Genomic DNA, 25,913 nt, shown 5'->3' with positions numbered 1-25,913 from the left:
CCTTTTTATGTGTTTCTGATTATTCATGTTTTGAAAACATACAGAAGATTAAACAGTGATTAAGAATGAGAATGAAAGGGCAGAGAATTGAAGCATAAAATAAAGGTATTATTCCTGAACGGTATTATTTCATTGATTTCAGATACTATAGTAAGTGCAAGCAGTATAGTTAAAAAATGATTAATACTAATGAAGATAGTATTCAATTCGTTCCCATTGATACCTCATTTAATGTGAGCTTCTATAGGGAGATTAAAGAAGGTATGATCTTAACTTAATTACAATTATCAAAAAAGAATTAGTTAATTTAAGAAATGAGATTTCCATTTCCATAATTGGAGATCAATTGATTGTTACACCATTAGAGTTTCTATACCAAGGATGTTTTTATAAAATTTTGTTCCAGCTTACTCTCTTCAAGATATTGATTTCAATTCTCAGAAAGTATTTTATCGGTTTTTTATTATTTTATTAGACACTTAAAAATTATCTAAAATAAGGAAAGAAAATTTAAGATCCCAAGAAACAATCATTATTAAAAGAAAAAAATTAAAATAGGGTGAAGAATGTATGAAAAATAAATTTATTTATTTGCTTTCATTAGCTGTCATGTTGTCAATAATTACAGTAGCTTGTGCAAAGCCATTACTAACTGAGAAACAAAGTACAAAGTTTACTAGTCCTACGAAAAATGAAACATTATCGGAAAAAGTTGTAAGTAATAATGATAACTCTCTAAAAGTCTTAGGAATGATGCCACAAGATGATGAAGTAAATATGAGAGCTAAAAGTTTTATTGTTATTATTTTTAATAAAGAATTATTGCTGAAAGACTCTGAACTAATATCTGTTACAAGTAACGGAACTGTAATAGAAACCATGAAAGCAGTAGAAGGGAATAAGTTATTGATTGATCCAACAACAAGCTTAGGCTCATCGGCTTCTTATAAAGTTACAGTTAAAAGAGAGAGTGTTAGTTCTAAAGCCAATGAATATTTGGAACAGGATTATGAGAATTTCTTTACAACGGAGTTACTTCGTGACCTGAATTTAACAGCGGTAAGAGTACTGCCAGAGTCTCCAGGCACCATGTCAAATGATTCTGAGCCTATACAAGTGTTATTTAACAAGAACGTTGTTATCGGGAAACATTTTAGTGACATCCGAGGAACCATAAATGATGAGATTGTTGAAGTTGAATCAACAGTACACGGGATGAGTATGGAGATTAAGATTAAGGCCAAAGAACAACAAGAAGGTGAGTTGAGAATTGAGATTCCTGAAGGAGCAATTCAAGGTCTAATAGGAGAAGATTTCAACGAAAAAATTGACCTTCAGTATGTACTAAACTCGAATCTATCAATTGCACGAAGCAATGTAAATACAATTTCAACTATAGATGAAATAGATCGTAGTTATTATCATAAAAAGATTTCGGCTGGAACTAATCATTCTTTAATTATTAATGCCAATAAGCAAGTGTTGGAATGGAAGAATAATAATTCATTGTATGATGAACTTCCAACATTAATTGAACCATTGGCGAATAAGGAAATCATTTCAGTAAGTGCAGGAGAAAGTCATTCACTTGCATTAGCATCAGATGGTACTGTATGGGCTTGGGGAGACAATACTCAGGGTCAGTTAGGTAATGGCACATACGAATCTCGAAATACACCAGTTCAAGTAGTTGGAGAAAATGGAGAGGGATTTTTGAATAACATTGTTTCCATAAGTGCAGGTTGGGATCATAATTTAGCTGTTACCTCAGATGGAAACGTTTTTGCATGGGGATTAAATGAGGACGGTCAATTGGGTGATGGTGGTAATAATTGGGTAGATAGTCCCGTTCCTGTACTTGTGTTGGCAGCCGAAAATGAAGGTGAAACTTATCTCGAAGATGTAATCTATGCAGATGCAGGTGCGTATCATTCAGTTGCATTAAAGGCAGACGGAACAGCTTATTTTTGGGGTAATCAGTGGAAAATTTTTGGTATGCAAATTGATCTGCCAACTTTTATACCGAGATTAATTGAAACGGATATGTATAATAATCCGATAATAAATGTTAAAGATATTCAGGCAACCGCACTTAATACAATTATACTTTTAGAAGATGGTAGAATGATTGCCAAAGGTGTAAATGGTTCTGGTGAATTAGGAAATGGGGAAGGTTATTTAGTAGTTCTTGAATATATCTATGCAGATTACGAGACTGGAAAAGTATTGGAAAATATTAAATCTTTTGATGTTGCAGTAGGTCGACGGTTCAGTGACTACGCAATATATATATCCGCAATTGATACGGGAGGTTCTCTCTATAGCTGGGGTGGAGGGTTGGGGGTTCCACGCCTAGTGACAGACGGTAAGTTTACATCAATAGGGAACTCACATCTTGGGGGAATGAGTTTTAAACCGGATGGTTCACTCATTGCATGGGAGTATAACAGAACTTCTGACTCATTTGATATACGTAAAATTGGTTCTTATAAAGATATCCGGAATTATGAGTACTCACCAGCGGGCTTGTTAATGAAGGAGATTATTAGTATTCGTGGCAAAAAGTACGAAGTATCTTACAGCTATGATCCCAATGGAAATATGCTTTCTAAGAAACTAACTCAAATCGAGTAAAGCTGGTTGGATTGTAATAAAAAAAACTTAATACAGAAGGAGAAATAGAAATGAAAAAGACCATATTAAGTAAATTAATATGTTTACTTCTTGTAATATCATTCTGTTTAGAATATGTTTCGTTAACCGGTGTTCAGGCACAAGAACTGTCAAACTCTGATGTAAGCTCGGAGCAGAATTATAACGAGCAAGAACGATTATTACTTGATATTTTAATAAATGAATATAATGCTTCGACTTCTTTTATAGAAAGTGAACTTGGTGATAATCTTTCATTAAATGAAATCTTTGATATTTTCAAATTTGGGAAGAAAGAGAACCTATCCTACTTTGAAGTAAAGGAATATCTTTTCACGAAGGAAAAAAAATTATCTCAAAATTCCGAGGTAAGTATCAATAACTCTTTACTGGACGAGAAGCTTAGAGATGTGATCATAGTAGATGCACCGCATATGACGTCTGAAATGCTAGACTTACACTCTATACAAGAAGGACAAGAAGGACAAGAAGGACAAGAAGGACAAGAAGGACAAGAAGGACAAGAAGGACAAGAAGGACAAGAAGGACAAGAAGGACAAGAAGGACAAGAAGGACAAGAAGGACAAGAAGGACAAGAAGGACAAGAAGGACAAGAAGGACAAGGAGGACAAGAAGGACAAGAAGGACAAGAAGGACAAGAAGGACAAGAAGGACAAGAAGGACAAGAGGGACAAGAGGGACAAGAGGGACAAGCAGGACAAGAAGGACAAGAGGGACAAGGAGCACAAGAAGGACAAGAAGGGCAAGAGGGACAAGAACAAGTAGGAGAAAAAGAAGAACATGAAGACGAATTACAAGGGGCATCAGTAATTGTCGAGCCATCAATACTTGTACAAAATAAAGATTTAATTAATCAGGATTCTAAGAAGGAAATAACCAATAATGAAGAAAATATAGAAGATTCAAATAATAATGAAGGTGAAGAGCTAAAAGAAGAAATAACTGGGCAAGATCAAGAGATTACTGAACTTTTGAAGAGTTCTACTTTAGAATTCGACATGCCGGAGCCAGAATACAATATTAATTCTTTTCAGAAAGCTCCATATATGGCTACATCAACTAACGAAGCTATTTCTCCTTTATCAGGCTCATTAAGCCTTTCCAGTACAGATGTGATCATGCCTGGATTAAATGGACTGAACTTTGCATTAACTCGAACTTATGATTCAAATGAATCTCAGCAATACGATCTAACTACAAAATCACAACTGAATCAAAACTATGGCTATAATGTATATTTTAATGTAATCAAGAAACTAATTACCAAAAGATATGAAGCTAAGTATAAAACCTATTACTACTTTGAATATGATAGAAACAAGGACGGTATAGGGGATTATAATTCTATCACATTTCCAAGTAATTTTAATACAATTGTAGGTGGATATAGTACTCTTTCAGCTGCTCAAACTGCATTAAGTAGCACTACTTTAACGGCATTTACTAGACAAGCGACTGGAACATCTGAAGAGAGTAAAACTAATTCTTTTCCAATATCAAAATCTTATTCTGATTCAAAAGGTTACTCTGGAACATTAACAAAATCAGGGTCGTCCTATGTTTCTTCTGGTTCCTATACAGCAGCAGAAAGTAAAACAGCGACAGGCACATGTCCTAATTCAATTCCTGGTAAGTATGGAGCTGATGGGCAATGGGTAGCAACAGGATCAGCAACCAATACTTGTTACACGACTATGCCATACAGTAGTGGGGGCTTTACAGGGACTCTAAATAGAACGACAACAGAAACAATTAAAGCTTGCACATCCCCAGGAACAGCAGGATGGACATGTACCAAACAATATTCTGCAAATTATTCTGGAACAGTAACAAAACCTGCTGTAGACACAAGGAAATATCAACAAAACTACAGTGGAACAGTGGTTATTCCGAAAATCGGTGATTTTAGACCAGGTGAGTGGACAACTGAAGGAAATTCTTATGTCCGAGTAGTAGATGCAATAGATACGAAATGGATAGACTCTATAGATGTAATAGCTAGTACAGGGATTAACGGAGTTAGATCCACACTACATAATTCTGAAGCTGATGCGAAAAGTATGCGTGATTTAATAAACAGTAGCCCTGGTGCACCCGTTGGTAGTATAGAAGAAAACGGACAACAATATGCTTTGTTTTTGACTAACACTCCAAATGCTTATTATAGTTTTGAATCAATACCAGGTTCTTATTATTACACATATTATAATGATACAAAAATGTCGAATAATGAGAGGTTATATCCAATTGGTAAAGGATGGTCTTGGGATTTACCTTATATGACTAATGATGGCGGTAAGAATTTTATTCATCTTCAAGGTGGAGGATCATATGAAGTTTCGGGTACAACATTAAAAGACTATGAATGGAATGATTTGTCCATACATACCGATACTACGATTACTGTAAATAATGAAAAATCAGCCTATCGTTTAACCAATGTGCAAGGGACATGGGCCCAATATTTTGATAGTGACGGTAGATTGCTTAGAATGACAGACGCATATAATAATTATGTTGATTTCAAATATGACCAGCATAGTGTATATAAAAGAAAACTAATTTCTGAAATATCCAATAACATAGGAAACGTCATTAGAATCTCTTATGCTGATAACAAAGTGAGTGTTACCTACAATAATCAAAGTACGGTATATCATAAAACAGTGGAAGAGGGAATTGAAGTTCTAACATCAGTAACTGATGTAGCTGGAAGAAATACGTCATACCAATATGAATTAAAAGATGCATCTTTTAATTTAATTGCTAATAGACCAGATAGAGCTGTTAAGAATCCCTATACACTATTGACAGCTGTTGTGCATCCTACTGGTGCAATAACAGATTATCAGTATGAAACAACACCAATCAATAGATATATAGGTTCTGACTCCTTGAATCAGTATTATCAAATAACTGCTAGACAAGATCGAATTGAGTATGAGAACAGTAATTTTGATATTTATAATAAATATAATTATTCCTATGGAACTACAGATATTGGTCAGTCTTATAATAGTGATTTAACAATTACAACTGAAGTCGCTAATGACGATATCATATCTACTCATACTTATTTTAAGGATTATGTGGACTCTACTACTGGGAACAAATACTATCTCAATGAACAGAAAAATAATGTTGGAACTCAAGAGAAGCGTACAACCTATCAGTACAATAAGAAGGTTGGGAGTAATACCTATGCTGTTACAATACCGACCACTATTACAAGCAGTGATAACTTAACGAACGACCCTTTAGTAGAAAATGTTGAGTACGATGACTATGGAAATAAAACAAAACATATCAATTTTAAAGGATTTACAACTGATTATACGTACTATCCTACTAACAGACTATTAAAGTCTGTAACCGTACCTGCAAATACAAATGAAAAATTATACAGTGAATACACGTATAATGATCAAAGCACTGTTATTCAAGAGGTAATGAAGCATAATGACTCCACTGGCGAAGTCATAAAACAAATTGACTCACTTAATATTGACTCAAATGGTAATATAGGAAAAGTTATAGTTAGCGATTCAGATCATATCGTAACGCACAATTTAGGGTATATAAATGGCTTCTTATCTCAAATTAAAACTGATTCCCAAGACATACCAACAATTCTTACGTCATATGTGTATGATTCAGTAACTGGGAATTTGTTAGACTATATAGATGGTGGAGGAAATAAGTATTCTTATCAATATGATGAATTAGATCGAATCATACAAATCAATTCGCCAGATGCAAGCTCAGTTCGTGCTAACTATGATGATATAGCAAATGAAGTTACAGTTACCGACGCACTTAATCAGCATTCTATTACACGTTGGAATGGTTTGGGATGGGAAGTCGAACAAGGGGTAATAGCAGAAGAGGGATATCGTAAGTTAGTTAGTTACGAATACACTGCGAATGGTCAAGTGAAGAGCATACGTGACACTAGGGATGCTCAAACTATCCATCATTATGATGAATGGAATAGAAAAGACCTGACTGTTTTTCCAAATGGAGTGGCGCATATATTTGATTATGACGATGCAAATCGTGAATTGACAACAACGGCACGTTCAGCACAAAATATAATTGAAAATGGGAAAACTGAAAGATACGATAGATATGGGAGAGTTATAGAAGTTAGGGAGCATAAGTATTTAGATAATACATCCAAGATAGTTCAGACTAATAGCTATCATCCTGTAAGTGATGCTGTTGTTCAAACAACTGATGCGGAGCAGAATCTATCACAATATAATTATGATGTATTAGGTAATTTAATAGAAGTTGTTAATGCGTTAGGAGAGAGTGTGACATATCAATATAATGGAAACAATCTCTTAACTAAGGTTACCTATGCAGATGGGGCTTTCACAGAAAAAGAATATGATTCATTAGGTCGTATGATTTCTAATACAGACAAAGGCGGACTTATTAGGACGTTCCAATATGATAACCTTGGTAACTTGTTAGAACAAACTGATAACAACGGGCAAGTGTTTAGCTATAAATATGATAGTTTAAATCGATTACTGAAGAAGAACGGACCTACTGAAGAGATTTCCTTTTCGTATAATTCTAATGGACAACGTTTATCCATGACCGATCAAACTGGTGTAACAAAATATGAATATCAAACTTATACCGGGGAGTTAATATCTGTAACATCTCCAGATGAAAAAGTGATAAGCTATACGTATGATAAAGCGATGCAACGATTGAATGTTACTTTGCCATTCGGTGATCAGATTAAGTATACGTATGACTCAATAGGAAGAGTTACTAGTCTTGACTGGAATCAAGCTCAAGCAGAGAGATATACGTATGACGCATTCGGAAGACTTTCAACACGTAGTCAAGCTAATGGAATGGAAACAAGTTATTACAATTCTGATGGAGTAATGTCATCGTTAAAGCATACCATTAACCAAAACGTTGCGAATCAATATCAGTACACATATGATGATAATAAAAACATAACTGATATTGTGAATGTTGTTTCTAATCCGGTAAAGAATAATTCTTATACGTATGATGAGTTAAATCGCATTGATACATCATCTGAATTTGAAGAAGTATACACTTATGATAAACAACATAATCGAAGTACATTATCTAGCACAGTACCATTAGATTTGGTTAATGCAGAATATGAATATGATGAGTGGGATCGATTAATTAAAGTTATACGTGATGGGAACATAATTGAATATACTTATAATGGAGATAACTTGCTGGTCGAAAGAAAAGAAGGTGGAGTCAAGGCTAGGTATTATTATGATGGCAATCAAATTGTAGCTGAAGGTATTGTAGGCAGTAATGGAGAAGTTACAGAAAAATCTAGTTATCTGGTTCATGATCAAATTGTATTGAGAGAGGATCAAGGAGGATTAAGGAGTTACTACACATTTAATGGACATGGAGATGTAGTAGAAATAAGAGATGAGAACGGTGCTCTTCAAAACGAATACGAGTATGATACGTGGGGAGACGTTATTAGCTCAAGTGAAACGATAGACAACCTGTTCAAGTATTCTGGAGAATACTGGGATGAAGATGCTCAATTACAGTATTTACGTGCACGCTGGTATGATCCAAGTATTGGACGTTTTATTAATAAAGATACGTATGAAGGGGAACTGAATAATCCGTTAAGTTTGAATCTTTATTCGTATGTTGCGAATAACCCATTGCGTTACATCGATCCTAGTGGACATAAATTTATCCAAGGTGCAGGAGGAGGCGGTGGTGGAGGTGGAGCAGTAAGTTTTAATTTTAGAAACACTACTCCAGCAACCGGGAAAAATAATTCTAATGCAAGGCCAGGCATTAATACAAATAAGAATGCTGCAAATTCAAGTGATGTTTTAAGGCAAGAACAATTAGATATAATAAATGGGGGAAAAACTAAGGGTGCGGGAAAAGCTATAGTCAAAGACACTGGCAAATTAGCAGATAACATTGCTAACTTAAGGTCTTGGGCAGAAGGAAAAGGTTGGGTAAGACAAGATACTGCAGGTGGTGTCGAGCAATGGGGAATAAAAAACGCCGATGGAACGTTTAGTTGGAGACTGAAGATAAAACCCGAAGCTAGTACAAGGGAAGGATTGGAGGCAGGAAGCAATCAACCACGTTTCGATGCCCGGTTAGATGATAAAGGAACTTACATTAATCCGTTTACAGGGCAAACGGGTGGGAAGAGTGTTGGAACGCATATTCCATTAGGGAAGTGATAGGTATGAACAAGGAAAAACTATTTCAAATAGTAGTTGACCCAACGGCATCAGATGCTGAAAAAGATGATGCAGTGATTGCATTGGGAGAAAACTTCCAAGATGATGAGACAGTGGATTTCTTAATCAATGTCTCAAATGAAAGCAACTGTGATGAGATGATTGCAGGAAGCTGCGGAGAGTCGGTCGGTCAAATTTGGCTAGCGACACAACAGATAAACTATGAAAAGTTATCTCAACTAAAAGGAATTGCCTTCAATGAGGTGATTTCCCTAATTAAAGCACATCGCCATGAGTGGTACAGAACATATTTGGAGTTGTTTCCCAAATCGTTATAACTAAGGTGCCATGCCCTAAAGTTCATTTCTTTAGGGCTTTTTTTTGACGGGGGCTACCCAGTGCCGAATGAACTCATCATTCAACCAATAACACATCTAACCCATGTAGTATCCGTATAAAGATTTATCGAATTTGTTGTGCGTACATTAACGCTTGAATTTGTAACTTAAATATTGCTATGCCGATACATCAAGCAGGTCGATTATGGTCAGGTACTACCATGATTGACCTGTTTTTTGTTAGCTTCGTTTTCTGCGGCTTTCTTCAAAATCCATCGCAACTGTACAATACTCTATCTCGATATAGACACTGAGAAGGCAACCTGACCAAAAGTTTATCGCAATTCTATAATTTGAAATTGCCCATATGTGAGACAAACGTAATCGGTCTATTGTTTATATTAATCCTTGGAAAGAGACGTAAAAGCATTAGCAAAGCTGGGCTTGGGTACCTAAAGGTGTCTTTTTTTGTTTGATGGCGAAAACGTATGTTTGATATAATACCATAACATGTAGTAACGTTATGATGTTTTACAAGGACACTAGTACGACTAAGTGATCCTTTGCTCGATAATCAAATGGAGGGTTTTATTGAGAATGGACTTTCGAAATATAAGGATGATAGTCGGAATTTTTTTGGTAGATTAATAAGAGAAGTTTTCTGGTCGGAACCAGGCTACAAAGTCATTTTAAAAGACGAAGTAGAACAAAAACACTTACCGATCTCAGTAATGATTGAAAAGATAGAATCATTTGGATTAGATTATAATCAAATGCCCGAAGCTCAGCAGTATGAATTAGGAGCTTATGTGAATTTGATGTCAGCATCAACAAAATTGCTTGTAAATCCGATATTAGGTTTGCAACCAAAGTAAAATGAAGAAGATTTTATCAAATTTATTTCTGAAGGTAACGGAAAAGCTAATGCAGTTTTATGTTCCTCACATAAAGATTTAATAATCGCATTATTAAATCTTTTATATAAAATTAAATTAGATGATACGGATAAAAAACTTTTGTGGAATTCCTATAAAAAGAACAAGAAGTTCTTATCGTCAATGAATATCTCGAAGAAAGAGTTTGATGAAATAATTCTTGATATAGTTTGCGAGGCTCTTTATTTTAAATACTAACCGTAATTGAGGTTATTCAGATTGGATGTTACCGAGGTTACAGAACAAATTAGATTGTTCATAATAAATGTTTTTTTTACTTTTCAATTAATAAAAAATTTAGATTATTGGTGCGAAGTTGGTGTTAAACTTTAACACTAACCAACATATTACCTCATACTGTAACCTATTACGAACCCGAAAAAGCCTGATGCATCAGGCTTTTTCCTACTTAACCATACTTAATCCAACATGCTAACTCACCCGCATACGGGGCATGTGGAGTGCTGTTCGCTGTTAGTTTATACAGGTGAACCTAAAAATAACTAAATGAATGGTGAGTGAAACTATGTAATAAACTCACCTGTTTCATTTACTTCAATCCGCTTTACAAAAGTAGCTAACTGCTTTTTGGTTACTTTCTTAAAAGGTGCCTGCTCTAGAAAAGCATGAACATGAGAATTTACATTAGATTTAATCAGTTGGAGTGAGCGATTTAGCTCACTCCTTTTTATGTTTAAATGTAATGTCGCTTCATGTAAGCTATCCATCGCTTCTCGATACTCAGGATGCGTCAGTACATCTTCAGAAAGTAATGTCAAGTACTTTCTCTTTTTTGTTGTTATTTCGAGCAGGGATTGTTCAACCTCTTTTATGCTCTTATGCAATTGCTTTAAGGTTTCCGTTGTCAGCACGCTTCGTTCACTATTATGGTCAACATTCTTGAGACGTTCGGCTGCTTTATTTAGCCTAGTTAAAATTACTTCTTCGAGATGCACTTCACGGACAAAGTGATGAGAGCAAGCAATCCGTCCATGCTTCGAATACGAACCACATAAGTAGCCTTTACGATTAGAGCGATACCACATGCCTGATCCGCAATCTGAACAGAACACAAAGTTAGTAAAGAGATGCGGACTTGATTTAGGACGCTTCCTTTGACGCTCAAGCATTAACTGTTGAGTGAGTTCAAATACCTCTCGTTTAATAATCGCCTCATGTGTATCAGGAATAACAATGTACGCTTCTTTATCCAATTTTCTTCGAATATTAGACGTTACACTAATCGTCTCTTCTCTGCCTTGAACGAGATCCCCTACATAATGCAGATTACTTAGTATCTTTTTAACAGTTGAGCCATGCCAATACTTTGAAGCATTTGATTTTTGAGCAACTGTAGAGGGAGTAGGTATTCCCCTTTTAGATAGTGAACGTGCGATTTTATCAAAGCCGACGCCATTGATATATTCCGAATAGATATATCTCACAATTTCTGGTGATCCATCATCTGCAAGATATAATGCCTTATTCTCTAGACGATATCCGTATGGAGGAATTGAACCCTTATATTCTCCACGCTTGGCTTTAGTGGTGAGAGCAATCTTAATACGTTCCGAGGTTCGTTGAGATACTTGTTCATAAATCCATGCATATAGCCCAAACATATGGCTGTTATTGTCCATAGAATTTATCGCATTGTCGAACGTAATAATGTGAATTCGATTATTTTCGGCAATTTCTTTAATCTCATACGAAAGTTTTCCATTCCTCGCTAACCTCGAAAGCTCCTACGATAGAATCACATCAAACTTTTTTTGTTTCGCATCCTCAATTAATTGAAGCAATTGGGTTCGCTTTTTCGATGATGTTCCGCTCTCTACATCTACATAGAATTGATACAGCTCCCACCCTTTTTCAGCAATGACGTCATAAAAGAAGCGTTGTTGGTTTTCAAGTGATGTTTTTTGTTCCTCTTTATCCGTGGATACACGAATATACACTGCTCATTTCATTCAATTTATCTCCTTTTTATCGGAGATGTTGTGGTGCTATCTATTATTTGCTTATTTTTATTAACCATACTTCAAAACTATTAATTTTAAAAATAATTAATTTAAGCTAGGAACTCTTGTAGGAAAAAAGAAATGTATAGATATATTCATCATTTTCTCAAATAAATCGATTATTGCCTTCTAAATTCATAGAAAAAAATTTTGTGAAATTTATCAAACAACTAGGATTTCTTACAGGAAATTAAAAATTCTTCTAGTTGTTGCTAATTATACATGGTTATTGAGTGGAGATAAACTATAGGTATATAAAGGAAGGAGAAGGTGTGATAAAATAAAAAATGTAATAAATTGGAGGTTATTGGTGATTTATGTTGAATATATTATCAATAGTGATTTTGATACAAAATAATAAGTTATGTAATTAAGGAGATTAAATTGGTATGGACTTTTCGAGGTATATAGATTTAGATAGGTTTAAATCTACTATTCTAAGTAAATCTGATGATAATAACTATGATCCTATTATTGAAGCAGAACGTAGAGCAGATGAGTATTTAACTTATTTATTTGAGAATACCCTCTATTTATTAGTTAAAAATCAAATTCATGATGAAGCAAAGAACTTATTAGTAAAATATTTTGGATGCTACAAAAATCTGGAAATTGCTAGTGTCGAGGATGAGTTTGATGATTTAGAGAGACAAGAAATAGAGGCTTTGTTCTTACCGGACCATATTGATATTTCGATAAAAGAAAATAATCTAGTTGTATTGAAAATGTTATCCGATAAATTAATTAAGAAAATTATTAGTAATTTACAAATATATTCAAAAGAACAATTACTAAAAATTTTTTATACAAACGCTAGTATTCTGAGTTATTTGTCCATACATTCTAATAATTGGGGGTCAGGGGGTGTTGATATTAACCAAATGAATCTCATCGCAGAAGCATTAAGTATAGTTATGGATAATTACAAGGATGAAGCTACTAATTTTATAGGTACTGAAAAGAAAACTATGGAGTTTTTAGTTCACTTATTATTGAATAGCGATGCAGAGTTCAATGCCCAAAATATTAATTCTACGGAGAATTTGATGGAGATATTAGTTTATGTAAGATTGCTATTATACATTGAACAACTAAAAAGTAATCATTCACTTATATATAAATCAGGCAGCTCTATTCGTATTATTGATAATCATCTTATAGTTTCGGAACCTTTTGCTATACGCTTTAGAGACTATATGAAAAATGCTAGTGAAGAAAAGATAAATATTAGTAGTGCGGAAGTAAATTATATATTCAAAGAGTTTGAAAAGAGGAGAGGATATTCACCTTTCTTATTAGAAGATTATTTATTTAATTATGATGAAAAGTTTTTAGAAACACGAACAATGGCTGCTTTTATTGAAGAGGAGGCACTTATTAGAGATATTCAATACAAATCTAAACAACAAAAAGAAGTCGTTCAACAATTGCTAAATGATTTAACTCTAAAGTCTATGCAAAGGGAGACTCTAATTAAAGAAGTTTTTAGTAATAATAGAATATTCAGAACACCAATAATAAAGATTTCTAGTTTTTATTTAGTTTCGTACCAAATGTTACTAGAAGCGTCAAATTATTTTAGATATAGAATCCTTAAGAATGAGTTAGATACTAACTTGAATAGGAGCCTTAATAATTTAGTAAAAGAGAACTTCAATGAAATAGGTTTACATTATTTGAAGGATATAATAGTTGAGCGTAATTTAATAGGTGAGATTAATTTTTCATTAAATAACAATAATAAATGCAAGCACATTTTTCAAAACCAGAAAGACTTGCCGCAAGAAGTTGATTGTTATTTTATCGTTAAGAATCAACTGTACATTATTGAATTGAAGAATAGAGATTTACAAAGGAGTTTATTTGAAGTTTCTAAATCTATTGATAAAGCCAAGAAGGATTTACAGAAATTAAGTAGATTAAAGAAAGTTATATTTGAGAGTAAGCGGATAATGGAAGATGTTTTTAATAGTGAGTTTGATGATATAAATATATATATCACTCATAAGTATCCTCATTTTTTAGATGGGACATATGATACCGAACATGAAGTGAATATTATGTCATTTGAAAATTTTTTGAAGTATTTCAAAAAAATTAAGAGTTATTAACTAACTAAAATTAAGTTTTGAAGTGGAAAATTAAAATAGAGAAAACATTCCATTAGAAATTTTAGAAGGGGTGAGATAATAAATGTGGTCAGTACCAATATATCAATTAATTTCTAGAATATATGAGTAAAAGGCACCAAGCGGTAGATATTGAAAATATAGATTTGATACAAAGGATTGCAGAGGGAGTTTTAGTCGATAGATATGCATTACAAACATTTAAATTGTAAATGTAAGGATATACATGTACATTTTTAGATTAGTATTTATATATTAATTTATTATTAGAACTGTAAGATATTTATTGTACAAAAACGAAAATAAGTTAATAATGAATTAGATGTAAAATTAGGAAATTTAATTGTTTATTTTAATGAACTTATTAAAACAATGTCTAATAAATACTTAGTTGCTGTGTATAAAAAATTAGAGAGTAAACTATCAGTACAATTGTGGAGGTATATATGGAAAAATTGGAGGATTATCTATACGACTTTATAGGAATCTTTATTCCAGGTTTCATTTTTTTGTTTTCAACGTGGGTTTCGGTTGTTCTAATTGTTAGTAGTGATATAGTGGAAGGTTTAGTAGACCTGTTTAGTACAAAAATAATATTTCAAAAAGATTATTTTATCAATCGTTTAGTCATAGATAATAATTTATTTACTCTAGCGGTAATCATTGTTCTCAGTTACATTTCAGGAAATTTATTTAATTCTATTTCAAGTACATGTATCAGTTGTATAGAGAAAATAAACTTTAGAAGAGCAGAAAAAAAGAGTAAGAAGAAAAGTATTGCTCTATCCTCAGAGGATTTCTATCAAAAGAAAATGATATTCAGTGAAAATGTTAAACTATTGAAATATGTAAAGCAGTATTTAAATAATCAACAGTTAATAGATTGGGGAAATATAAACCCTAAAAATTTATGGTTAACGCTTTATAGATGGGCGAATCTGTACGCAAATAAAGAAGATTACTCAAAGCTTCAAGTTTTACTGTCTAAGATCACATTAATACGTTCTCTCTCTCTAGTATGTTTTTTTCATTTGTTATTTACAATCATTATTTTTACTATAGAACAAATATTTAATGGGTTTTCTCTCTATATGTTTATAGTAGTCTTTTTATATTGTGTATTAGTTATTATATTAATTCTACATTTAATTCATGATTTCTTAATCAAAAGAAAAATATTAAGTAACGAAGCAATTTTAGTACTTTACAAGATAAGTAAGGATTCGAACTAGTAAAACTTAATTATTTGGAGGAAATTAAAATGAATCAAGAAAACAAATTTATCGGTATATTTATTGGAGCAAGAGATCTAAAAGAAGAAGTGTATAAAGTTTTACCAGGTTTCGATATGCTTGTTAAACAAATTGAGCTTTTACGTCCCGAACAACCTAAGATACTAAAGAAAAGCGAATATGAAAAAAGTATTAATAATACTATAGCTATTTTTGGGGAACGTGGTACAGGTAAGTCATCAGTTTTATACACCTTAATTAATAAATTTAAGAATAAAAATGGAGAAATTTCAGAAAATATATTATTACCGATAATTGAACCAGATCATTTTGGTGAAAATACTAAAATTATGGGCTCTATTGTTGGTTTCTTAAAAAAAGCAGCTAATAATCAGCTTGAAGCTATAAAGAAAGCTTATAATAGTTACCAGGGTGAAGAAAAAAAATTTGATGAATACTATGAACAAGGTAATTATAAAATTAATAATCCATTAAAGTTAAAAATAGATGAAGTTATAGAGTATCATATGTATACTGCAAATGAATATAGAAAGCTATTAGTTCATAATTACGACGATTTATCAACACATATAAAAAAATCTTCACATTTACTAATCTCTGATGTCGAGTTTAAAGAAAAATTAAACGATTTAATATCGTTACTAATTATTAATCAAAGACGTTTATTAAGTCAACAGAAAAAAAATGAAGGAAAAAATAGAGAACCATTAATATTTATATTTATTGATGATATTGATCTTAAAATGACAAGAACGAAGGAACTTATAGAGTCATTATTACAATATATTAATCATCCCAATGTAGTAACAATCCTTTCAGGAGATTATGCTATATTACAAGAATCAATGATGTTAGCATTAATTCAGGAAGAAAATTTACCTAGTAGCAATTTAAATGTAGAGTTTTCTTTTAATTCGCTAACTACTGAAAATGAAAAAAACACGATTAAAAGTAGGAAAGAATATCTTGCACATGAGTACCTAAAAAAAATCATACCTCCAGCAAGAAGATTTCAACTAGTTCAATGGAATGAAAAGACAATTCCTAACTTCTCAATGAATGACTATAAACTTTCCTCTTTACTTCAAGATATTTTCGGAAAAAGTAGTTTATTTAGTTATCAAAAACTAGAAATTCTATATCCAATCCCAATAGAATCAAGTTATGTGATTTTTGATCATACACCTCGAGGTATTATTAATGTCTATTATCATTTATCACAACTATTAAATAGACACGAAAATGATGATTCCAAATTTCTTTATGTTAAATCTCTTATTGATACAATAATACATTCGTCCACAATATTAACAAAAAATCAGTCTTTTATTTTCAGTGAATTTATTAAATGGGGAAGTGATGAAGAGAGTAGTTATATTGGATATGGAGCATTACTGAACTTAAAAACCAAGTTAGATAACTCAAAAAATGAGATAGAAAAATATGAAACAAATTGTATGATAAGAGCTCTTTATATTATTGGTAGTATTATAAGTGAGTTATTACCTAAGATTAAATTCAACCTAGATGAACGTAAGATTTGGTGGAAAAATGTAGTTAATATATTATTTAAATCAGATAATTTTGATTCTTTGACATATCCTTTAGATAAAATGGAGAAGAATAATCGACATTACTTTAGTCAATTAATTAGAATTCTTTTTAATTACATGGAAGAGATAAACACACTGATTTTAATAAACGAATTAGATCCTTATAAGTCATGGTTGTTACAACAAGAAGGTCAAATGACATTATATGAATTTGAAATTCATGAACGGCAACTTATTATAGCTCTAAATGAGTTTCTAAGTAGAGATGAATATGTATTGCTTAAAAAATTATATTTAGAGCAATATAGTAAAGCTAAACTGAATTATAAATCTGTTTTAGAGCTTACTAGTGTACTACAATTTATTAATGATGCAATTAAAAAGGAACCTGAGGAAACATATTACAGAACTTTATATTTTATTAATGGATTCAAGAAAATTAAGATAGGAAAATTTGAGATAGACGAACTAATTACTGATTATAAAAATATAATTGATCTAAAGGATATGGCTGATAAAATAACTAAAAGTAAGCAAGAAGAACTATTATTAGCGTTACTAGTTAAGACGATAATCCATATTAATCGTCACAAAGATAATATCAGGGGAATATTAACTGGTAATCAACTGATTGAAGATGATAAAAGTGAAAACGATAAAAAAACTGAGAAATTAGTTAAAACCTTTAGAAAGTTAAATGAAGGTAAGTCATTTAAAAATTTGAATATAAATCAAAAAAATGCACTAAATAGACAGATTGAGATTTTTAAGGATAGTTTAGAATCTTATTTGTTTGATGATTTAAATATATTAGATCTCAAAGTCAATTTAGGAGAAAATTCAAAGTTTCAAAGTGAATTAAGATTATTCGAAAACGGATCTGCAGGTATTACAAACACCAACTACAAGAAGACAAAAGCAAATATCTCGAAAATAATTAATAAAGTAGATATTGATTCAACAATTCCTTTTCTTGATTATATAGTAATGAGAGAAATACTAAGCAAGTTAGCGAATAATATTTTTGTATGGTATGGTAGGAACCAAGCAAAGAGATTATTAAAAGTGCTCGATCATAACTGTTATTTAGACTTTGATAATTTTCTGGATGTGCATTTAGAAGGTATATCTGTTATCAAAGAGTATTTAGAACAAACTACAGATGCAATACACAAAGATGATGGATTTGAAAAAGCCCGATTGGCATTAGAGGAAAATATGCAAATAGCGTTTGATAATGCAATGGAAAATACAAGACAAGATTTAGAATTGATAGGCATAGAACTTTCTGAAGATGAAGATGAAGAGGGCTCGATTTAATGAATAATAAAATTATTATGATGATTCAAATAGCATTTTTTCCACTAAAAGATGTAACATTTTATGATGATACTATATTGATTGAGACAGTAAAAAAAATAAAAAACAATCATGAAAATATTGATAACATTAATCGTGCAATTCGGACTAAAGTATATCAATTCATTTTGAGTCGTAACAATAAAGTGAGTTTAGACGAAATTGATTTATATTTAGAAAAGTATCATCCCTATTTATTTGGGAGAGACATTCCCCAACATCTTTCATCTGATGTTGAATTTAGGTATTTTCTACATAAACATTTTTTTACTTTAATTTCAGAATTTACAAGAGCATTGATTTCACATCGTGATGGTGAGTTAGTTTATAAGTATTGGAATCATAATATAAAGGAAGGTAAAGATAGATTTATAGATGTATGGAAGGCTTACAGTGGCTTAGAAAAGGTTCATGTATTTAGTCACATAAGTCGTTTTTTGCCAATGGATATCTTTATTGTTGACTATTTAGTTGAAAATAAAATAAACGATACTTTCCAACTTACTGATGTGTACCAGCATATAAATTTAGTTGATGCCCCACTGCACGATATTCTTAAAAAGGGAGTGTCAGAAAATCATGTACACGCTAGTGCAACTTTTACCTTCTCATTATTATGGCAAGAGATAATGAATTTTAATGGTGATTTTAACAGTTCTAGCATTGGAAAATATATTAATAATTTACAAATATCGATTAATTCTAGTTCTTTACAAATTAAGGAACTGCTTTTAACAGCTCAAGTAATAAGAATAATATTAGCGAAGTATATGGGAAATGTCTCTTCTAGTGAATCTAATATTTTAAAATGGATTAAAACAGAATTCCGCGGAGCAAACGTTAATCCTATTGATATTTGTTTTGGACATAGTATATCTTCGTTAGATAATTTATTAAGTAATCTTGAACTATTAAAGAAACATTGGGGAATAAATTATAATGAAAGATTTAAAGACTGGTTTTATATTTTTAATTTAGATTTAATTAATATTAAAACATATAGTGAAAATATTTTTATGTATCAGTTATTTCAATTTAAAAAGAACCATATTTTTAGTAATATATCAGATAAAAATCTTTTTTTATCGTTAATATTTAAATATTTACGTATCAAAAATGAATTTTATCAACAAGTGTGTCAAACAAAATTCACTCCAGGATTAGATTATTTTAGGACCTATTTTGCAAGAGGAACTCGTGCATTTAGTGCTAAAAATGACAGTTATTTTATTGATATGTTAAGAAATGTTTTTCAAAACCAATATTTAAAACAAATAGAGTTAAGGTTTTCTATCTTACCAAAGGAACAAGATAATCGTTTGGCATTGCTTAGAATATTTAAGAGCTATAAGAAGATTCTTGAAGAGGATTACAAGGTTAAAGATGTTAAAGATGTTAATTTCCCTAAAATCGGAATTGTGTTTCATCTAATAAAGCAAAGAGATAATATTAATAAATCGTGGAGACTATTTAGCGAAAATAATGACAAATTAACGTATTTACATTATGGTGCTATTCAAAATAAATATATTGATGAAACGAATTATATTGTTGATTTGAGGAATAAGATACCCTACATTTCCAATTTCATAGTAGGGTTAGATGCAGCTAGTTTGGAAAATAACACCCCCGTTAATGTTTTTTCACCTGTATTCAGTATTGCCCGAAATAGTGATAGGGAGCCACTTAAAATACTCGATGCGGAAGGTAAGATAGCTGAGATGCAAACATTGTTTTTCACATTTCATGCGGGTGAAGATTTTAGGCATCTACTTTCCGGTATTCGGAGAATTGATGAGGTTATTGATAGTTGCAAGTTTCATTCTGGAGATCGTATAGGACACGGTATTGCCCTCGGTATAGATGTTGAAAAATGGGTGGAAAAAAACAAGGTTACAGTACTTCCAACAGGTGAATATTTAGACAATTTACTCTGGGTTTGGGGAGTATATAAAAAAGGTAATGATTATCAGTTTAACGCATTTTCTTATTTACAAAATAAAATTAAAGAGCTTTTTAAAATGGTTTTTTTAGAAGAGTTTCATGAGTTAACAATAGAAGTGATGTATGAGGTCTACATTATGAGGTTTTCAAATATAAAAGAATTATTTAATAAAAATCTTGAAAGAGACAATAACGGTGATATGCAAGAGAGTGAAAAAAGAATATGGCAGTTTTTTAAGAAGTTCCACGAAGAATATTTTTTATCTCGTTTAGCTGAACCGATAAATATTCAAATATCTAGTGTTGAAGCTGAAATAATAGAAGAAATGCAGCAGTATGTGAAGCTAAAAGTTGCTAATGAGGGTATTATTATAGAGATAAATCCATCCTCTAATTTGGTTATTGGTGAAAATGATTCTATCTTTGAAAATCAATTTTTTAGTTTAAACAAAGTAAAAGATGATATTCTTAAAAATATTATGGTAAATATTAATTCAGATGATCCTATTGTATTTAATACTAATATTAGTAATGAAATTGCTTATTTATATTATGGTATGCTCTATAAAGGTGTTGGAAAAGAGAAGGCATTAGAATGGATTGATAAGATTAGAGAAACCGGTATGAATACTTCTTTTATACAAGGTAGAACTAGTAATTCTGAATACTTATATCAATTGGAGCAAGTTATAGCTTCACTCGAAAATCCTTATTATTCATAGTGAATGTGCTCTTTATTAGATTTTACTGTAAATATACCACAAGCATCTCCGAATCCTCACTCAAACAGCAACACAAAAGTACTGCGACCAGCAGACGACACATGTTGAAGTAGTTACGTGGTTGGAGAGAGTGTTGTAATCAACGAATAAACCCGTGATAAACAAGGGGAAAGGCATGAGGAAAATAGGGGAAACCCTTATCCGATAAGCCTTTCCCCTATTTTTTATCAAGGCATTATTCAGATTATTAATAAAGTTGTGATAGAAAAGTTAAAGAGAATCACGCTTTTTTAGCAGTACCTATTTATCTTGATACTAGAGGAATTACCTATTCAGTTGGAAAGCTTTCATCGGATTATTTCGACCTTCTACAACGGCTTTTGTCTATCGGGATACCCTACAGTGTTGTGATCTGCATGCTGATTTATAATTTTTGATAGTGATTTAGGAGATTCTCTACTTTATCTTGGATAATTTGTTTTAATGATTCAGGCTTTACTGATACAACAGAATGACCATATCTCATCAGATAGTTAGCTATAAACTCCTTCTCTTCAAGAGTATAGAATCCTTTAATTACTGTTTTATTACCAATTTCTAATCTCATAGAAGGATAATGTTCTTTATAAAAAATATCCTTAGCTTGTTCAAAAATCTCTACTTCAAAGTCAATACTCTTCTCAGATTGATAAATTTCTAATGAACGACTAACGAGTTCATCTATAGAAAAGTGAGATTTGATTTCCTCTTCTTCTATAAAGGTTATTCTATCGCATCTAAAAATTCTATATTTATTCGCATTTAAGTCTAATCCAGTAGCATACCATTGACCAAACTTAGCGGAAATTTTGAAAAATTGAACATGGTATTTTTTTTGATTGTTTTTCAAGTATTGAATCTTACAGATGGTCTCATTAAGAATGCTTTTTAGGATTTTATCTAAAAATCGACTAATATTATGATGATAATGCATTTCAAATTGTAGGACTTTTTTCATTTGGTTAATTTGCTCTGTTTGTTTTTTGGAAAGACAGTTTTCAAACTTTTCATTTAGTTGATTAACACTTAAATGAAAAGGTGTTGATTGATAAGATTCTAACGTCAACATTGCAAAGTACAGAGCATACACTTCATCAATCGTAAAAATAATGGGGGATAACAATCTATTTTTTAATATACCATATCGTCCATGTCTGCCATGCTCCGAATAAATAGGCATACCTAAATGTTCTAATGAGTTAATATCACGTAGAACTGTACTTTTGGAAATATTGTATTTATTCATTAGGTCTTTTAGATTAAAGAACTCTCGACCGTTTAAGTATCTTATCATGTCATTTAACCGTTCTGATTTCTTCATAATAAATCCCCTTATAAAGGTGTCATATTTTGATACCTTTATATATTATGATGTGTTCAAGGGCATTTAGCAAATGTATAAGATAAATGCTTAGAATCATAAGATAAAAGGAGATATATACCATGAGTACAACACTAGAAATAGCTATTTTCTTATCGATGAACGGACAAGCAAAAGAAGCAATAAATTTTTACAAAAACCATTTTAACGCAGAGGAATTGTTACTTGTTACCTATCAAGACATGGCTAAACATGACAGTTCAATACTGCTTACTGATGAAAATAAGAATTATATTTCTCACTCTGTCTTATCAATAGGAAGAACAAAAGTAATGATAGCAGAAGATACGATGAATAGCTGTGAAGAATACACAGTTGGTAATAACACTTCAGTATGTATTCAAAGTGCTGACTTAGAAGAAATTGAACATTTTTATAATAGCTTAATTACAGATGATAGAGTGAAAATCATTATTCCTTTATCTAATAATGTTTTTAGCAAAGCATACGGTATTATTGAAGACCCGTTTGGTATTCAAATACAATTAATGTTTGATAATAGATTATAAAATAATCCATTACTAAACAGATCAATACGTTGGTCAAAAATAATATTATCAGTTACTCTAACAATTCGTATCAAATGATTAAACCCAGCTAATTGCTTATGATAAGCAATTAGCTGGGCTTTTTTAGAATTGTACAAGTTGATTGGGCTGATATATAATATCGGGATGATCTTCTAATCATCCCAGCACAGAGTAAGCATAACAGCAGAAGGAGTTTTTTTATGAGGAAAGGTATAATTTATGCAGTATTAACCTATTTATGTTGGGGACTTTTACCCTTATATTGGCGCATATTCGATACAATGCCTGCATTGGAAGTACTATCGCATCGTATACTATGGTCATTCGTCTTTGTTGCCATAATCGTTACTGTAGCCAAGCGATGGAAGCATATGAAAGCGGCTGTTGTAGATCGGAAAAGTAAGGTAGCAGTTATTTTATGTTCACTATTCATTACTTGTAATTGGCTCATATTTATTTGGGCTGTCAACGCTCACCATGTCGTCGAAACAAGTTTAGGATATTATATGAATCCGTTAATCAGTGTATTATTCGCTGTCGTTTTCTTGAAGGAAAGACTTCATCTAGGTCAGTGGCTAGCTATTATTCTCGCAGGAGTTGGAGTCTTAATGTTAGCGATTCAATACGGACATATTCCGTGGATTTCAATATCACTAGCTATTTCCTTTGCACTATACGGTCTCGCTAAAAAAGTGGCTAAACTAGATGTCCTTATGGGACTCACTTGGGAAACATTAATTGTATTTCCTATTTCGCTATTCTATTTAGTTTTTATTCATGCTCAAGGTACAGCAACTCTATCTACACTATCGAGCTCGTCTCTCATATTGTTGCTCTTAGCAGGAGTGGCTACGGCTATGCCTCTTTTCTGGTTTGCAAAAGCAACAGAACTACTACCTTTGTCTACGGTAGGATTTATTCAATATATTGCACCGACAACAAGCTTGCTGCTCGCTATATTTGTATTTAACGAGCCTTTTACAAGTGGGCAATTGAGCAGTTTTATACTTATTTGGGGAGCATTAATATTGTATTCTATTTCCACATTTAGAACTAGTAAGTCAACACATCAGCTTAAAGAGGCTAAAGTAGCATAGATAGCAATGAGATCTTATTGAATATTCAACTGAATATTGAAATAGAGTGTAGTTTGTAACTAGAAGTCCTTGCATAGCAAGGGCTTTTTTTGTTGTTGATATAAATACATCTATGAAAATATGAAACAGTGTAAACTTGAATTAGTAAACTAAATATTATTGTAATAGAACTAATTGAAATTGTTGGTATTCATGGTATACGCTATAAGAGTAAACAATTAACAGATATGATAAAGCATCTCATAAAGTGGCATTAAGATGCTAGTCTGATGATTATTGTTAAGTGTTCAATTAGTATGTGATGAATCAGATATGTTGACGACTCTATTAGAAGACGGGGGAAAAGAATTGAATAAAATATATTCTCTTATACAGCATTGGGTTGATAGTAAGTTTATACCAGATGCAGTTATTCAGGTTCAATTAGGTGATAGTATCATAGGTCAAAGGGCATTTGGAAATGCTTCAATTGATACGTTGTTTGATGTGGCATCATTAACAAAAGTTACGGCAACTCTTCCATCTCTTCTGTTGCTTGAACAAAGATCCAAGTTATCTTTTAACGATAAGCTCGTTACATATATCCCAGAGTTTGCTCATCCAGAGGTTACTATTTTACAATGTCTACAGCATACTACTGGATTGCCAGGATCTCTTCCCTATCCTCAAAATCGCTATTCTACGAAGGATGTTTGGCAAGAAATATTTGCTCAGCCACTACTATCAAAGCCAGGTGAGGAGATACGCTATAGTGATATTGGGATGATTCTAGCAGGACTAGTAGCTGAAAGAGTGTCTAACGAATCGTTATCAACCTTTGCGAAAAGAAATATATTTCAACCACTAGGGATGAAACATACACAATTTCTACCTGATAAGAAACACTATTCATCGATTGCACCTACAGAATGGGATGAAGTGAAACAGCGGTACCTGCAAGGAGAAGTTCACGATGAGATTAGCTTCCGACTAGGTGGTGTCTCAGGAAGTGCAGGCTTATTTTCTACAGCATCAGACTTAAGTATCTATGCTCAAGCATGGCTTTATCCGGACAGATATCCAATGCTTACTCCTCAATCTATTAAACAATGTATTTCTTCACCAATATCAAGTAGAGGGTTAGGTTGGCAAGTACAAGACTTTACATCATCGCCATTATCATGCGGCTTAATGTGGCCAAAAGGAAGTTTTGGGCATACAGGATTTACTGGATCAAGTCTATGGATTGAGCCTACTTTAAATCTATCGGTTGTATTTCTAACAAATGCTGTTCATTATGGTAGAAATTCAGTCATCATGGAGTTAAGAAAAGTACTACATGAATCCATTTACGAAACGATTAAGAAAGAATATTAGGTTACAGATAAGCACTTTTAATAAAAAAATTCGGTAGAGGAAGGAGTAAATAGGATTGAAAGTATTGTTAATGAGTCTAGTTATTTTGATCGTTTGTATCGTTTCTGCATGGTATTGGTTAAAAAGAAAGCAGACTGCTTCGAATGATAATTCGGATGAACAGAGAACCATTAGTGAAACTTACCAATCTCCTGATCAAGACTGGTTTCATATTAATGGAAAAAAAGATTCATTTATTATTTCTAAAAATGAGGATCATGAGTTTCTAGTGGAAAATGGTCGTATAGTAGCAAGTAGAAATAGAAGTAAATCACAACAATTTATCTATTACAAAGGAGAATAGT

At 32.0% G+C, this 25,913-nt stretch carries 14 protein-coding genes and 1 pseudogene; 12 read left to right on the top strand and 3 right to left on the bottom strand.

Annotated elements, in window-relative coordinates:
• Positions 1 to 570: 570 nt before the first annotated feature.
• The 4 genes from NAG76_02170 (at position 571) to NAG76_02155 (ending at position 10,125) form a co-directional block, all read left to right on the top strand.
• On the top strand, positions 571 to 2,634 hold the full coding sequence (locus NAG76_02170) for an Ig-like domain-containing protein (GenBank protein ID URN95085.1): 2,064 nt from the start codon (positions 571 to 573) through the stop codon (positions 2,632 to 2,634).
• A 50-nt stretch (positions 2,635 to 2,684) separates the two neighbouring features.
• Positions 2,685 to 8,912: a hypothetical protein gene (locus NAG76_02165; GenBank protein ID URN95084.1), complete on the top strand. Its 6,228-nt coding sequence runs from the start codon at positions 2,685 to 2,687 to the stop codon at positions 8,910 to 8,912.
• Between the two features lie 5 nt (positions 8,913 to 8,917).
• On the top strand, positions 8,918 to 9,250 hold the full coding sequence (locus NAG76_02160; protein ID URN95083.1) for a hypothetical protein: 333 nt from the start codon (positions 8,918 to 8,920) through the stop codon (positions 9,248 to 9,250).
• A gap of 563 nt (positions 9,251 to 9,813) precedes the next feature.
• Positions 9,814 to 10,125, top strand: coding sequence for a hypothetical protein (locus tag NAG76_02155; GenBank protein ID URN95082.1), 312 nt, complete (start codon positions 9,814 to 9,816; stop codon positions 10,123 to 10,125).
• A gap of 584 nt (positions 10,126 to 10,709) precedes the next feature.
• Here NAG76_02155 and NAG76_02150 read toward each other — a convergent pair.
• Together NAG76_02150 and NAG76_02145 are read right to left on the bottom strand one after the other, a co-directional pair.
• A complete protein-coding gene (locus tag NAG76_02150) occupies positions 10,710 to 11,231 on the bottom strand; it encodes a zinc ribbon domain-containing protein (GenBank protein ID URN96743.1) in 522 nt (173 codons plus the stop codon).
• 135 nt (positions 11,232 to 11,366) lie between these two features.
• Positions 11,367 to 12,143 (bottom strand): annotated as a pseudogene (locus tag NAG76_02145) (recombinase family protein).
• Between the two features lie 452 nt (positions 12,144 to 12,595).
• Between NAG76_02145 and NAG76_02140 the strand changes: the two are divergent.
• The 4 genes from NAG76_02140 (at position 12,596) to NAG76_02125 (ending at position 21,166) form a co-directional block, all read left to right on the top strand.
• Complete coding sequence (locus NAG76_02140; GenBank protein URN95081.1) at positions 12,596 to 14,317, top strand: hypothetical protein; 1,722 nt, start codon at positions 12,596 to 12,598, stop codon at positions 14,315 to 14,317.
• A 464-nt stretch (positions 14,318 to 14,781) separates the two neighbouring features.
• Positions 14,782 to 15,567 carry a hypothetical protein gene (locus NAG76_02135; GenBank protein URN95080.1) on the top strand — a complete coding sequence of 262 codons (786 nt, stop codon included), beginning with the start codon at positions 14,782 to 14,784 and terminating at the stop codon, positions 15,565 to 15,567.
• 29 nt (positions 15,568 to 15,596) lie between these two features.
• Positions 15,597 to 18,461 (top strand): hypothetical protein, encoded by a 2,865-nt coding sequence (locus tag NAG76_02130; GenBank protein URN95079.1) that lies wholly within the window; start codon positions 15,597 to 15,599, stop codon positions 18,459 to 18,461.
• The gene (locus NAG76_02125; protein ID URN95078.1) at positions 18,461 to 21,166 is read left to right on the top strand and encodes a hypothetical protein; all 2,706 of its coding nucleotides are present in this window, start codon (positions 18,461 to 18,463) and stop codon (positions 21,164 to 21,166) included. Before NAG76_02130 ends, NAG76_02125 begins: the two co-directional genes overlap by 1 nt.
• 424 nt (positions 21,167 to 21,590) lie before the next feature.
• On the opposite strand, the gene NAG76_02120 is transcribed toward NAG76_02125, so the two are convergent.
• Positions 21,591 to 22,526: a YafY family transcriptional regulator gene (locus tag NAG76_02120; protein URN95077.1), complete on the bottom strand. Its 936-nt coding sequence runs from the start codon at positions 22,524 to 22,526 to the stop codon at positions 21,591 to 21,593.
• A gap of 122 nt (positions 22,527 to 22,648) precedes the next feature.
• On the opposite strand from NAG76_02120, the gene NAG76_02115 reads away from it, so the two are divergent.
• From NAG76_02115 to NAG76_02100, 4 genes are all read left to right on the top strand, one after another.
• Positions 22,649 to 23,095 (top strand): VOC family protein, encoded by a 447-nt coding sequence (locus tag NAG76_02115; protein URN95076.1) that lies wholly within the window; start codon positions 22,649 to 22,651, stop codon positions 23,093 to 23,095.
• A gap of 221 nt (positions 23,096 to 23,316) precedes the next feature.
• Positions 23,317 to 24,213 carry an EamA family transporter RarD gene (rarD, locus tag NAG76_02110; GenBank protein ID URN95075.1) on the top strand — a complete coding sequence of 299 codons (897 nt, stop codon included), beginning with the start codon at positions 23,317 to 23,319 and terminating at the stop codon, positions 24,211 to 24,213.
• Between the two features lie 348 nt (positions 24,214 to 24,561).
• Positions 24,562 to 25,569, top strand: coding sequence for a beta-lactamase family protein (locus tag NAG76_02105; GenBank protein URN95074.1), 1,008 nt, complete (start codon positions 24,562 to 24,564; stop codon positions 25,567 to 25,569).
• A gap of 55 nt (positions 25,570 to 25,624) precedes the next feature.
• The gene (locus NAG76_02100) at positions 25,625 to 25,912 is read left to right on the top strand and encodes a hypothetical protein (GenBank protein ID URN95073.1); all 288 of its coding nucleotides are present in this window, start codon (positions 25,625 to 25,627) and stop codon (positions 25,910 to 25,912) included.
• Position 25,913: the final 1 nt, after the last annotated feature.

The sequence above is a fragment of the Candidatus Pristimantibacillus lignocellulolyticus genome (assembly GCA_023639215.1).
In the GTDB taxonomy this organism is placed as follows: domain Bacteria; phylum Bacillota; class Bacilli; order Paenibacillales; family Paenibacillaceae; genus Pristimantibacillus; species Pristimantibacillus lignocellulolyticus.
This window is presented reverse-complemented; position numbering and strand designations above follow the sequence as displayed.